Raw genomic sequence first — 14324 nt, 5'->3', positions numbered from 1 at the left:
GGAAACACGAACACTTCGCAGCTTTTAATTGGTTCTTTTGGTACAGTTTTTAAAACGATTTAATAAGTGATAACAAACGTGCGCAATGCCATCAACAGTCATTTTAAAATCAAGCTATAGCGCTGAAACAAAAACGCTAACAATCACGTTTGTTTCCGGACTAGTATATAATTATAAAGATGTTCCCGAAGAAACGTATAGGGCGATGATTACTTCCGGTTCCAAAGGAATTTACTTCAACAATCATATAAAAGGAAAGTATGCTTTCGAAAAGGTAGGAGTTCAATAAAGGGCACTCATTTTAAGATCATCTAACTCAACTATCATCACCATTCACCCCGCTGGAGCTTTGCAACAGGACTGGTTTCCCTGTTTTTATAACCATGAATAGTGGCGGCTACTAATAAAACAATTGATGCAGTTATCGCAGTTATAGAAATAGTTTGATGTACCTGCCATTGTTTAATTGCAATTGCAATAAAAGCCCACACTCCTACCAGTGAAGCTTCTCTTAGATTCCGTTTTCGGATTAGGTAAAGGAACAGAGCAGTGGCAATAACGATCATGGTGATCGTCCACGTTTCTGGGGCAACAAAGCCACCTTGAAAACCAATAGAGACCAGCCACGCTGCAACACAAGCTATGGTAGCTACCATGATCCAGCCCAGGTAAACTGTGATTGGCCACCATACAAAAAATATGATTTGTACAGGGTCGTCATCTAGTTCAAGTCGAAGGCGAACGGTAAGAACACAGAGGCAGATTAAAAGCAGCACTATTACAATTACAGAAAGTCCAAGCCACTCGTTGAGCCAGCAAAACAGCCAGAGCATATTCATCACATTACTTAGCGTGAACCAGTAACTAGTGCGCGCAATAATATTTTTCGGATCACCCTTCCTGAACAAGTACCATTGATAAATGCAAAAGCAAATAGATAGTAGGAATATTAAAGACCAGATGATAAAGGCGTATCCGGCCGGCGTAAAAAGTGTATCGTATTTGTTGCTTATCTCACCGACTGTTTTGTTTATAAACTTTCCTGATCCGCCAACGAAGTTGGAAAACAACACTAGTATTAATGAAACTGTGTTTGCCAGCAATATGTTCCTCGAGCTACTTCGCATAGTATTTTTAAAACACTTTATGTCTTATACAGTTTTTCTGCATGAAAGGTTTAAAGCAATTTCTACGCCTTTAGTCGTCCTTACTATTTTGCTAAAAGAGAAGAGTAGGTTCGATAAGCTTCGGTGGATGAATATAAATAGGGAATATGAATGCGGAGCAGGCAAGAAGTCGTTAAGGAAAGCACTAAGCTTTTGTAATTGTTAGAACGATGTAACGTACTTGAGTGGATTAATAAAGGAAAACGGGAGGGGGTACCGCTTAGAAATTTTCAACAATAATTCTCCCTATTGCATCTGCCACCCAGGGATCAATCAGCTTTTTTTTATCGGGACACCAGTGGCCGTCACCGGTAGAATATAGTTGAAAAATTAAATACTCATTTTCATACGGTGGTTTTAAGATAACATGAAATTGTACGTCCGACTCTTTATACTCATCGCCCTCTTGGTTTGGAGAAATTACACACTCATACACAGAGCTGTTTTTTTCAAAACACTCATACAATATTTTGTTGGATTGAAACATTGAAACTTGTTTAAGTACTTTAAAGCAAATTCATAAAATATGCCAAAAAAGATTAATAGTACCGGGTCTGCTGGTCTGCTTCTAACGTTCAAGCAATCGCTATTACAGCGTAAATACTAACCGGGATTTCTTCACAGCACAGCTCAACCTGGCAATACATTGTTACACAGCAATACCAGTTTGATAATTGCTTCCGTAGGCTTCAAAATAGTGCTGCAATGCAGTTTCAAATGATGGAAGTTTGATACCCTTTTCACTTTCCAATAGACTATTCTGAGGTCGGGGAGCTAAATATCCCATTTGATCTATCGAAACGCCTTGTACGAGCGAAGTATCATAACCTGCCATCATTGCTATAAGCGTAGCAAAATTTGCCCATGATGTTTTTCCACTATTGCTTACGTGGTAAATCCCTTGTGCACAGTCCAGCAAAAGATCGAGAGACTCATGTACGAGGTCAGGCACATAGCCAGGCGAAATGGTTACATCGTCCGCGGCAGTTATTGTACGGCCTTCTCGTAACTCTGCAAGCGTTGTCGAAACAAAGTTCGCTTGATCCCACGGGCCAAAGAAATTACCTGTTCGAATAATCAATGCGTTAGGATTGTTTGCCCTAATCTTCTCCTCCGCCAGCGCCTTGCTTAACCCATAGATATTTAATGGGTCGACAACATCACTTTCTGTATACGCGCCATCCTTTGCGCCGTTAAAAACCTGGTCCGTCGAAAATGTAAGGAACCGAATGTTGTGTTTCTTGCAAATGGAAGAGAGCAAGACGGGGCCGTTGCAGTTCGTGTTGAGACATGCTTCTATATCTGACTCTGCCTCATCAAGTTGAAAGTAACCTGACGCATCCACTATGCTCCACGGCTTTAACTCCCTTATTACCTGCTCCACCGTTTGCTCGTCGTTAGTATTGAGCTCGGTACTGCTAATTAACAGGTGATGAATGTTGCGGTCCTCACAAATGCGGGCAAAGGCAGTTGCCAAAGTATCGTGGCCGAGTATGAGTAGTGGACTACAATTAGCCAGCTTTTTCCTCTTCATTTGAACCACCTTTTTTACACCGTATTGTTGCCTGTTTGCCCGCTGCCACCAGCCTTCATTATCTAATACCGGATGGTAGTAAACTTTATGTTGCGTTAGCTCCTGAATAAAACGGGCTAAGGCCGTGGGCCTCGGGCAGTTTGAACTAACGTTGAACACGCCCGGCTCATATACGCCCCATGGTTCTGTCACCAATTTATTCCAACCGGTTAATCCAAATATTGCCCATGCAGTAATGGCTCTTATGTCAACCCCTTCGTCTTTTACCTTGTTAACCGTCTTCCATACCGTGTTGAACCAGCGCATCTGGTCTTCGCGGGTACTATGGAGATGACATTCTGTAATCGCTAGTGGTATTTGTAAGTGTTCCCACGCTTCATGCAATAATACAGACAGGCCGTTTTCTTGTTTCAGCGGCACTTTTACAATCTCTATATCAGCATATGTATGTTTGCCGTTACCTCCATGATATTGTTCAGGATACTTGTTCATCTCATGGTCGAGATAGCGTTCGGAAGTGATGTAGTAATTGAAACCAGCCACATGTGGAACACAATTATTTTCAGTAAAATAAAGAATTTCACTTTCACTTATTCCTGCCTCAACCAAGGGTTCCCACATGGGATGTTGCTCGTTTACTTTACCGCAGAGGAGGTCATACGATATCCAACGACGTTGGTTTTCGAACTCGGCCTGGTATGCAAGTAGAGGCGTGCTGTAACTCTTACCAAGGTCCTCCGTTTGTATAAGCTTTGCATTAGGCTTAAACTTCCTGATTTCCTGCATCGCCATTACCGTTGCTTTACACTCGCTCAGCAATACTTTATAAAAGCTGTAATCGCTGGTACCATGTGGATACCAATGGCCGTATAGTCCACAGAATCTTGCAGTGGTTAAAGGTTCGTTGACAGGAGTAAAATACTCTAACCAAGGAAACTTTTCTATCACAAGCCTGGCATATTCTGCCAACCCTTTTTCGAAACTACCATCAAAAAAATTTACGTGTCGCGGGCCGCTTCCATGATGAACAAGTCCTGCAATAGGCACAATCTCCAGTTCTCTTAGCCTTTCTAAATTCTTTTCTATAAAGCTCCAATCTATTGCACCATCTTTTATTGGCTGGTGCTTTTCCCAAAGTACGGGGTACCGCAGCATTTTAATACCTAAGGAACCAATCAGATCAATATCATTTGTTCCCCTGTTATAATGCCCTGAATATTCTGATTGATCAAAATACTGCTCTCCTACCCTGTTTACGGTGCATTCCACTCCACCCCAAATCGCTATTTCCTTTTCCATAAAATCTTATTTTTTACTAACACTATTGTCTCCCGGTTTCGTCCAATATATTACTAGCACCCTTCCTTATCGAAAGAGTTCACGAAGCCTTTTTTGTGTTGGTTGAATTTTTAGTGATAAAGAAGAATACTTGCGGTAAGACCAGGTATATTCTTATGAGGAGTTTTAAGCGCTGCAAGTGAAGAAATAGCTTCCCCCCATACATCATCCCCTCATTACTACACCTATCTCCACACGCCTAATGTTTTAACATCTAATGGAAAACACATGCCAGTTTTAAACAAAAACTGGTTTCAATCTTTTTTCCATCATTACTTAAAAGAGTATAAAAAAAAAATCGTCGAATACGTGGCGCTTTTGGAGGCGCAAATAGCTGCTTTCCAGAAGAGTACCCTTACCGGAAATAAAAAGAAGCATTATTTATTATTGAAGCTCTAACAATGCACTAAAAGAAAAAGGCAGATGCGAGTGATCGTATCAGTTGTGTATTTTTTTACATATGTTTATTCTAATTGGCCCCCTCAACTTTCTCTGGTTTTATTGTCGTTGTCTATTGTAGCCATCACTTTGGGCTTCGTAATGTTTTTAGTTCTGGGTGACAAACTGTAGAAATCTATTAAGCATTGTTGTGTCACTCTCTTGTACTTTTTATTTTTTCCCCGGCCCTTACTGACGTTCGATTCATAACATAAAAAGCAGCTACATTTCTAGAAAGTTTTTCAATTTTGACCATTGTCTTGGGTTTGATTCAACAATACAGACGCACCACAGAATCAATATTAGTTCAGACAAAAAAAGGAATAATTTCGAAGGCCTGTAACGCAGAACAAAAACTGCTGACACACTTATTGCCATATGAAGAACTTGCTTGAACTCCTACCCTCACCAAAACTACCATTCAAAGGCACCTTCCTATTCATCCTATTCTTTGGGGCAATCTCGGCAACGGGGCAGAGCGAAAAGCCTATAGATAAGGTTATCATAACGACCCTAAATCAGAAAACCCAGGTAAGTACCAATGAAAACGGGCAGCTACAGGTGAACGTCTCACAAAATGATGTGAGTAAATTCAAAAGAAGAGGATGGATTCTGTATAGCGACTTTGGGGCTCGTGGTGATGGAAAGACCGATGATATTAATGCTATTGCCGGCGCCCACGCTTTCGCAAATCAGCAAGGCCTGTCGGTAAAAGCGAACGAGGGTGCTACCTACTACATTAGTGGTAAGGAGCGCACCGCTGTCATCCGCACTAATACAGATTTTGGAAAGGCATCCTTCATCATTGACGATACCGAAGTGCAGAATATTAATGCCTCAGTTTTCGTGATCAGTTCCAGTCTTGAAGCGTTCGAGTTAAAAGGAGTGTCTACTCTTAAGCGGAACCAGGAAAAGATTGACGCTTCCTTGCCCGGGCCTTGTTTGGTTACAGTAACAAATTCGCAGGTGAAGCGCTACATCCGGTTCGGACTGAACCAAAACAATGGAGCAGCTCAGACCGATATTTTCATGGTGGATAAAAACGGAAAGGTGGATATGAATGCTCCCATCATTTGGGACTTCGAGCAGATTACAAAAATCAGTGCCCTTCCCATCGATGAAAAACCTTTAACGATCAAAGGGGGACGTTTCACTACCATTGCAAATAAGGCGGAATCAAAGTATACCTATTACAGCCGAAACATCGCGATCAGACGCTCTAATGTTATTATTGATGGTGTAGAACATCGTATTACCGGCGAAGGAGACCAGGGAGCGCCCTACGGAGGCTTCCTTAATATTGGCGACTGCGCTTACGTCACCATCAGGAACACTATACTAACCGGCCACAAAACCTACAGTACTATTGGTGCTGCAGGCAAACCGGTAACAATGGGCACTTATGATCTATCTGCCAATCGCGCCCTAAATGTATCCTTCATTAATTGCAGCCAGACAAATGATATCAATGACCGCACATATTGGGGCATCCTGGGGTCAAACTACTGTAAGAATATGCTGTATGATAGTTGTGTCTTTTCACGCTTCGATGCTCATATGGGAGTAGCCAATGCTACCATTCGAAACTCGACGCTTGGACATATGGGCAACAACGCTATTGGCAGCGGCACTTTGACGGTCGAGAATAGCACTATTCGTGGTAGTACACTCGTTAATCTCCGGTCCGACTACGGCAGCACATGGCAGGGTACCTTCGTGATTCGCAACTGCATTTTTGTACCTGCGAATGGCAGACCTACCAGCGCTTCCCTCATTGGTGGATCTTATTCAGGGCAGCACGATTTCGGTTACACCTGCTACATGCCTGAGCGAATCATTATTGAAAACCTCCGTATCGACGACTCCAACCATCCTGAGAATTACCAGGGGCCAGCTATTTTCGCCAATTTTAATCCTGAAATGACTTCCGAATCTTATAAGGAGAAATTCCCCTACGTGATCACTAAGGAAGTTACACTGAGGAATGTGACTACTGCCAGTGGCAAGGCACTTAGAGTTAGCGACAATACTTATATGTTTAGAAATGTAAAAGTGGATGTGAGATAACTGTCGCAAATAAGAATATTTGCGGAGGCTTGTCTAGTAAATACAAAAAGGGGCAAAAAAGCTCTAAACCTCTTAAAGCCTCCAGGCATACAGGAGCAAGGATTTTTTACCCTTGTTGCAAATATTAAGAGTCTATGTTGAACAAGCAGCAGGCCCTACAATAAAATTTTTTTCGATTTAATGCTTGGTGTCTGCCCTCATAAAGTCCTGATTTAAATTATCAAAATGCCCTTTTACCAACTTTTCGCTAATCGAGGTTTTTTTTCATTTCAGACTTAGGCGGGTAGAAAAACTCTAAAGGGAACTTTAAGAAGTATTTTGTAACTACTGCCGCTAATCCCGGGTAGTCTTTTAAACGCACACCACGACTTCGTACAGCTACATAAAATGCAAGCGCAAAGCTTACGAGGAAATTAAATAATCCGATCAGCAAAATGCCGGCAAAAACAGTAAGCAAAAAAGTAATTCCGGGAGTATTCCCTGTGGTATAATAAGCCATTGCTGCGTTCCCGGAGGATATAGTAATGTGTCTTATATCGAATGGAAGGCCAAAAATCTTTCCAAAGAAACCTGCCATTCCAAGGAAAAATCCAAGTGCTACGTTGCCAACTAAGGCACCCATATTATTATCAACATACCCTGTTATTTTTTCAAGCGTCTTGGGAGATAACGAGTTCTTTAACTTAGGGCTATTTTTAAGTCGTTCTGCCACGTTTCCATAATGAATTCCATTTTCTATATAACCACCTATCAAGCCGCTTAAAAATAAAGCGACACCGGTAAAACATGCATACAAAATGGAAAGGCTCATAAAGGGATGTTGTTCCTTAAGCATATGAACGGCTTCCTTATTGTCGAGCAGATAGTGGCCTGTGATTAAGTGGTATAAAGCAGCCAGACCATACGAGAGTGGAAAAACAACTATGAGATTTCCAAAGAATGATGCAAGCTGGGTACGTGCAGTACGCGCAACAGTAATAGCAATCATATATAGTCCCGACTTTTGATATTCTTTGAAATAATCAACAGAAGCTGCAATTGCTGAGGCTGTATAAGCAGGTTGCTTCGTGGCGAGTGTAGTGTGTGTCTCGTGCATTAACTGAAAACCCAACGCATAATTAATACTATATGTAAAGCCGAGCCAAAAGGGAGGCAGAGGAACCTTAGTTATAAGATTTTTTATTAGTGCAGTGAACGATACTATAAACCCGCCACCCATTGAAGATTTTATCATCGACCAGTATTCCTTACGCGTAGCCGTAATGTATTTTTTACCCCTGTTACCACCATGTTCCGTTATCTTAAAAGCAAGAAAAGCAAGGTTTGTGCTGAGGAATTCGCGAATACTGTTTTTTTTCTTTTCGAAAGTAACCACTCTTATAAAATAATCTAAAAACCTGTCTTCATCAAAAGAATTGTCACGATCAAGCAGGTCCGCAATCAAGAGTATTCTTTCAAGGTGTTGTTCTATTCGTGTCAGAATATAGGTTTGCGAAAGACTCGTACCATTTTTAATGCGTCGATGACTTACATCATCCAACCTTTGTTTGCAAATTCTTACAGCATCAACTATTTTGGTAACTGCTTCTGTAATGTCATCCGATGGTTTTTTGCCGGTATATGAAATCAAATAATTTTGTACCGCCTCGTCAAGCAGAAAGAAAGAATACTCCTGGTAATTAATGTTGAGGTAGCTGCCCATCACTTCTTTCTCCAAGCCAAGTGTAACAGCTCGCTGATCTAAAATATGCAGGGCTTCATTCAACTGCTGCAGTATAATTTCATTCTTTACATTCAACTCAATACCTAATAACTTAAAGAATTCGATCCATAATTGCTTGTCAATGCGCTGCACCCAAATATGATCATCGTGTTTGTAAAAGACATGATTGATGACGTATAGAAAATTTTTTGGCTCCAAGAGAGGAGGTAATATTTTGTATTTTATTTTTTTGCCTAACTCGTGCATAAATCCCCTCCAAGCCGGCAAACCACTTTCTACAAGGGCAGGAACAAAGCTGCTGTTTAAGAGCTGCGACAACAGGGCTTTTTGCAACGAAAGCAAAGAATTTCTGTCTGTTTGCAGCTGGTAAAAGAGTGCTCGAAATTTAAGCTCGGCCTCTTTATAATTAGAAGCACGGGCAGGACGGATCTGCTTTACCAATTCAACGAGATACTCCAAACCGTTATAAATCGCATCTATTTTTATTACAGGCGCTTCAGCTCCCTGTTTAGAAACCGCCTCGTGTTTCCCTGCCCCGCTAGAGTACTCCATAGAATAAGGTGTAATATTTTTACTCGCTTAATTCCTAAATCGTGCCTCTTCATCAATAATGGTCATTCATTCCATATCTGCCGGAGAAATAATATTTGAACCAATAACAGGAATATTATAAGAACCAGTCGTAGAAGTAGTTATATGCGTTTAACCATAAATGTTAATCCAAAAAAACATTCTGCATAAGGGAGGAAAACCGAGCTGATGTTGGCGGGTAGAAAATTATTGAGGGCGAATTGAGGAGCTAACACCTCAAGCCGACAGTAATCTTGTAGTGAAAAATGCAGCTAAAGACAACTATTCCTTTTTATATTATGAGTGAAGAACAGTCATAGTTCTTCGCTGTTTTGTCTCGAAAGCTTTTGAACCAGTTCATTCGAATTGCTATTTAGCTGCCGTTGCGTCGCACATTGCTGCGGTAGTAGTTGCCTCGACACTTATTAGCGCGTTTCCCTTACTGAAGCTGACACGAGGAAGTTAATCAACTAAAATATTTTCAATCTATATCCTTAATCCGATGCGATAACGCAATATTGATTTAAAGTAACACGTCTTGACAAAGATAAATCTCCTGCCTATATTTATAAGCTGAACTCAAATCTCCCTTTCTGACGGAGGATGTTCTGCTCACACTATTTACACGATATAGTGTATGGATGAAGGGACCCGAAGTAAGGACTACATAATTTGCTTCTACAATTTAAGTTTTCAGAATTTGCGAGGACCGGCTAAGCCAAGGTGAGGACTACAAACATTGCTTTATCTAAATGCCTGGTACTATTTAAGACAACATAAAGCCAGGAAGTAACAAACCGGCTTACTGCATTGCACCCTATTAACACCTTAACACAAAAGGAATTTTCTATACCATCACAATTTAAATTTCAAAGAAAATGACAAACAAAGAATTTTTTATTAAAACCTGGGGAGCAGAAATGGAAAGAACGCTTGCTGCCGTAAGAGGACTGCCCACAGATATGAGCAAACTAGATTACAGATGCCATTCGAAGGCAAGATCAGCGTCAGAAATTATCGGGCACATGCTTTCTCATGCTGAAGCGATTTGCAATGCGGTAGATACTTCTATTGCCAATGAGGAGAACGGAAAAACCTTTGAAAGCATTGATGAGGCTGCTTCTTATTTTGAGAAATATGCTAAGCTCCTGATGGAAAAATTGCAGTCTGTAGATGACAAAACCTGGGACGATCAAATTGTTGAGTTCCGCGTCAACGGCAATAAAGTATTTGCTTATCCAATGATGAACATCTTTTGGATGTTCATGTTCGACATCATCCACCACCGCGGGCAGTTAAGTACGTACTATAGAAGCATGGGAGTTCGAAATCCTTCAATTTACGGCCCAACTGCCGAGGACATGGAGGCAATGGCTGCAGCAAGTAATTAAAGTTTTGAAATAAAGCAAGACTTCATTTGATGAATTTTGTAGCACCTATTTGTAGAAGGCAGGTCCTACAATAGGTGCTTTATTTTATTGATCACTTCACATGTTACTTTAGAGTCTTTGTTACTGTTCTACAGCAACAACTCTCAACATCATGTAGCGAGTAAAAAAAGCTTTTGGTGTTTGCCCTAAAATAAAAAATGCCGCAAAAAGGTTTAAAGAACTTTCTTATTATCGGTCATAAATACTCTTGTACTCTCTGCGTATTCACCGCCATTAGCATCTTTGTATTTTAAGTTCAAATAAAAAGCACGGTAGCCGTTTTCAGGATAAGCTTCTAACGCTTTCACTGTGGATGTGTTTTTTATACCCAAACTTTTAGAGGTCCATTTATCATTACGGAAGTCCATATCCTTTGAGTCAGCAGTCCAGATGATCACATCAGTCAGCTTACTTGCGGTTGCATTAATAGTTAGTTGTAGACCTTTGCTACTATTGGTGGCCTTCCAGGAACATACGGGATAACTTGTATGGTTAATTGTCATGCCAAAAAATGCGTTCAGGTTCATCATTGCCTCTTGCTTGTCTCCCATACTATGACCAACGTTGGGTATATAATGAATGAGGTTAGTACCGGGAATACTATCGTAGTAATTCTTGATATTATCGATGGGCCAGTACTCATCGTTGGTGCCCATAAAAATCATTTTAGGCATCGTCAACTTTTTACGGTAAGAATAAGGATCTATCATGGTAACAAGTGCTTTTCCCTTTTCATTCCCCATGTTTTGTACAATACCAAGCTTCACGTAATCTTCAATCTGGATACTGTAATCGTTCCAGACTTTCACCTGGTAATTCATACTTACAGGCATGTTTAGCATGTCAATAACCATAGGCGCGATGGCAGTAACACGTTTGTCACTCGCACCTGTAAGCCATGTTGTCCAACCACGTTTCGAAGCCCCAGATACAACAAAACGGTTGATAGTATGCGCCCGCTTATGTTTCGTAAATTCCTGCACTGCATCCATTGCACGGGTGGCACTTTTAACCATCGGAAAGAGCAACGGCCATGAATAGTCTCCATCTTTTTGGAAGTTATGTAGGGTAAAAGAGATCAAAGCATCCTCAGTAAGGTTATCATAAAGTGGCTGATTGGGTGCTTGCCTTAAAACGGCAACAACAGCGTTGTTTTTTTGAGCTATTGTACTAAAAGATTGTATCAGCGCATCGTCTTTACCGCTCCAGTTAGGTAACCCTTCTTTGTTAATACTACCACCCGTAATAAATAACAAGGCACCATCATATTTAATTTCATTAGGTACTAGTATGCTCAATTGATGCGTCCATGTATACTCGCGCCATTTCTGAGAAGTGAGCAGTAAACCGTATACTGTTACATTGTCAATTGTAGAAGAATCCCTGATCTTCCATTCATACGACTTGTCGCCATTATTTAAATAATGACTTAGTGCTGTCGCAGGTGTGATAGAGGTTTGAGCCTTTGTAGCAGATAAAAGAAAAATGAAGGAAAGAAGCGATATACCCGTTCTACAGTAAAATTTAATCATTGCTATTTTTTTTAGTCTTTTAAAAGTACTTCAGCACGTGGAGTAAAACAAGGATTACCGTTATCGATATACCATGCTGGGCGACGGAATGTTGCGTATCAAAGATGGAAAAGTTCTGTGAATGCTAAATAGAAGACGTTGTAGGCCGACACAATACTTTTCATAAGACTATACACCGACGACCTCTAGTAGCAATCAAAAAGTACCGGTTAAGACATTGCAGTAAAATAGGCTGTATAAATTATATCACGTTCGTGTAAAGAAGCTAAACATCATCCAACTACTGATTAATCACAACAACAGCCGATGCAGATATTATCTTCCATTTATTTGATTGAATAACCGAATGATAAAGAAGGATGTGGTAAATCCAGGAACTTAGGCATACGAACACCGATAAATTTTGTAAAACCCGCGCGAAAAACAAATTTTCTTTCTACGGGCTGGTACCTGTACCCGAGCCAGGCAAAGGGAGCCAGAAAGCTTGTTTTTAAAAAATTAAACGGGGCATCCTGGTTTGTTTCTTTGATATGATAAAAGCTACTGCCGGCAGCCAGTTCCAGGAAATGAGCTTTATCACCCAACAGGTAATTTAACGCAACCGGCACGGTAAACCCTACATCATTAAAATTGAAAATGATTCCAAAGCCGGCACGGATACCAGGTCCTTTAAAGGATTTGGTAAGCCGTCTGTCATAATTGAAAGACAGAAATCCGGGCCCCGCGAGTTCTGCATAAAAGGCGCTTGCAGGCCTCGAAGCCGATGTGGTTTGTTGCCTGATCGTTTTAAACACACTTCGCTCAGCAATGTCTTTTTGTTTGAAGCTATACCCAATGGTAAGAGCAAGGTGGCGGTTTTTTAAACTCTTATAATCAAAAGAATGGGTAGCCACGTCAACTAACCCTTCATTGTAAGCAAGGTTAACATTCACACCTGTGCTCAGCTCGTACCCGGCCAACACACCCAGCCCTAAATCACCCCGGTTCAATCCGCTCTCGATAAGTAAACTGGGAACAAGGCCCGCACCTAAAATAAACCGCGGTGCTCCGCTTCCTTTTGTTTTATAGAGTAACTGGATAGGGATATCGAACCCGACAAAGTTGTTGGTTTGTCGGTAAGGAGAAGATGTGCCGTTGAAGGTGTAAGTACCCTCTTCCAGTCCACCCTTTATCACCATTTCGACACCAGTTCGAAGAAAGAGTTTTTGGGCTAACCGGAAGTCGGCGCTGCCCCCGATGGTAAGCCCGGTCCTGTATGAGGTATTATTTATGGTTCGTGGCACAGCAGGATTGGCTTCACGATTACTAACGGCAGAATAGGTAGCGAATGCTAGCCCTGCTTTCACGCCGATTGTTTGGGCAAACAATGGTTGGGTCAGGAGTGCAATCGAAATCAACGCAAATTTTATCACGGAAAGAATTTAAGCAGGTAATAGAAGAGCACTACCAATCAAGCGGATTAGGAACTCTTACCTCTAATATAAAACATTACAAGATTTCTTGAAACAGTTAATTCCTTGTTATTGCGTTGCCCTGCATTGATAGCACGTTATAGACGAAATAAAGTTTTTAATTACAAGTAGATCCATTTCGGAACAAATACTTTAAACAATTCTATGGTCAAAAATTCATTTAGCCCAGAAGCTTAATGACTAACAGACTTTGGTTTTGGCTTTACAATTAACTCCTTATAACCGTAAGCTGGATCTGCCTCTCTGCTAAACTCCACGTCAGGCAGTATGCCTATTACTATTTCTGCTGTGGTATAAATGAGAGACCCATCCTGAAGATGCCCCCCGGTTGTTTTACCGCTACTGTCACTAACGGAGATATGAATGTGTGATCCAGACTCAGCCAGCGTGCCCGTTAGCGATACTATTTCAAGCTTGCCGGGAACCCTTGTAGCATTGGACAAATTAGCAAACCGAATAGATGCAACATCAAGGCTGCCTGCACATGTGATGATACAAGCCGCTTTTATTTTGTTTGTTTTTACAAACTTTTCCAGCGTGACCTTAAGATCCTCTTTAGGCTTTAGTCTTAAAGTCACAGTAGTCATTTTTGATTTCATACCGACAGATGTTTGCGCCTTCACTTTTGCAATCAAAGGCAGGATTAACAGTAAAATAAATAGCGAACGTAGAAATGATGTCATGTTATAAAGGTATTGGAGGAATAACAACAAAGCTTGAGTCTAAACACACAGAAAAAGATTTGTTCGAATCATATAAATTAAAAGCAAGGTGAAGGAATACTAGCAAAGGCAATTGGTAAGGCTGCGAGGAATACCAACAAGGGCGAAATAAGCTCTTCATTGCCTCCTACAGTCGCAGATGACTCACCATGCGTAACGGCAAAACATTATACTGCCACACTATGTTGAATTCAAATGCTACCTGATGCTAAGTGAAAATTTACGGAACCTGGTTTAGTATTATTTTTATTTAGAAAACCAGGCCTCTTCCATTATTGATAATAACCTAGGCAAGGTTATGAATAGGGATAAGTTCATGGAATGATATTTTG

10 protein-coding genes are annotated in these 14324 nt (G+C 40.8%); 3 read left to right on the top strand and 7 right to left on the bottom strand.

Translation table 11 applies throughout. The annotated features are described in order from the left end of the window. Positions 1–85: 85 nt before the first annotated feature. Positions 86–289 (top strand): KTSC domain-containing protein, encoded by a 204-nt coding sequence (locus tag SAE01_RS03555; RefSeq protein ID WP_147202286.1) that lies wholly within the window; start codon positions 86–88, stop codon positions 287–289. Between the two features lie 37 nt (positions 290–326). Here the strand turns inward: SAE01_RS03555 and SAE01_RS03550 are convergent, their stop codons facing one another. The 3 genes from SAE01_RS03550 to SAE01_RS03540 form a co-directional block, all read right to left on the bottom strand. Then, positions 327–1127 carry a TspO-related membrane protein gene (locus SAE01_RS03550; protein WP_147202285.1) on the bottom strand — a complete coding sequence of 267 codons (801 nt, stop codon included), beginning with the start codon at positions 1125–1127 and terminating at the stop codon, positions 327–329. Positions 1128–1386: 259 nt separating this feature from the next. Next, positions 1387–1653 carry a hypothetical protein gene (locus tag SAE01_RS03545; protein ID WP_147202284.1) on the bottom strand — a complete coding sequence of 89 codons (267 nt, stop codon included), beginning with the start codon at positions 1651–1653 and terminating at the stop codon, positions 1387–1389. A gap of 162 nt (positions 1654–1815) precedes the next feature. Further along, the gene (locus SAE01_RS03540) at positions 1816–3999 is read right to left on the bottom strand and encodes a family 1 glycosylhydrolase (protein WP_147202283.1); all 2184 of its coding nucleotides are present in this window, start codon (positions 3997–3999) and stop codon (positions 1816–1818) included. An 855-nt stretch (positions 4000–4854) separates the two neighbouring features. On the opposite strand from SAE01_RS03540, the gene SAE01_RS03535 reads away from it, so the two are divergent. Further along, positions 4855–6543, top strand: coding sequence for a pectate lyase family protein (locus tag SAE01_RS03535; RefSeq protein ID WP_218029076.1), 1689 nt, complete (start codon positions 4855–4857; stop codon positions 6541–6543). A 247-nt stretch (positions 6544–6790) separates the two neighbouring features. Here the strand turns inward: SAE01_RS03535 and SAE01_RS03530 are convergent, their stop codons facing one another. Then, a complete protein-coding gene (locus SAE01_RS03530) occupies positions 6791–8818 on the bottom strand; it encodes a site-specific recombinase (protein ID WP_147202282.1) in 2028 nt (675 codons plus the stop codon). A gap of 896 nt (positions 8819–9714) precedes the next feature. Between SAE01_RS03530 and SAE01_RS03525 the strand changes: the two genes are divergently transcribed. After that, entirely contained in the window at positions 9715–10227 is a 513-nt protein-coding gene (locus SAE01_RS03525; RefSeq protein WP_147202281.1) for a DinB family protein, read from the top strand. A gap of 212 nt (positions 10228–10439) precedes the next feature. Here SAE01_RS03525 and SAE01_RS03520 read toward each other — a convergent pair whose 3' ends face one another. The 3 genes from SAE01_RS03520 to SAE01_RS03510 all read right to left on the bottom strand — a co-directional run bounded on the left by SAE01_RS03520 (position 10440) and on the right by SAE01_RS03510 (position 13953). Then, positions 10440–11798, bottom strand: coding sequence for a PhoPQ-activated pathogenicity-related family protein (locus SAE01_RS03520; RefSeq protein ID WP_147202280.1), 1359 nt, complete (start codon positions 11796–11798; stop codon positions 10440–10442). A gap of 326 nt (positions 11799–12124) precedes the next feature. After that, on the bottom strand, positions 12125–13210 hold the full coding sequence (locus tag SAE01_RS03515) for a porin family protein (RefSeq protein ID WP_170234066.1): 1086 nt from the start codon (positions 13208–13210) through the stop codon (positions 12125–12127). Positions 13211–13443: 233 nt separating this feature from the next. Continuing rightward, on the bottom strand, positions 13444–13953 hold the full coding sequence (locus SAE01_RS03510) for a PPC domain-containing DNA-binding protein (protein ID WP_218029075.1): 510 nt from the start codon (positions 13951–13953) through the stop codon (positions 13444–13446). Positions 13954–14324: the final 371 nt, after the last annotated feature.

The organism is Segetibacter aerophilus, from assembly GCF_007991655.1.
Taxonomy (GTDB): domain Bacteria; phylum Bacteroidota; class Bacteroidia; order Chitinophagales; family Chitinophagaceae; genus Segetibacter; species Segetibacter aerophilus.
The sequence above is the reverse complement of the archived record's forward strand: the minus strand, read 5'-3'. Positions and strand labels throughout refer to the sequence as shown.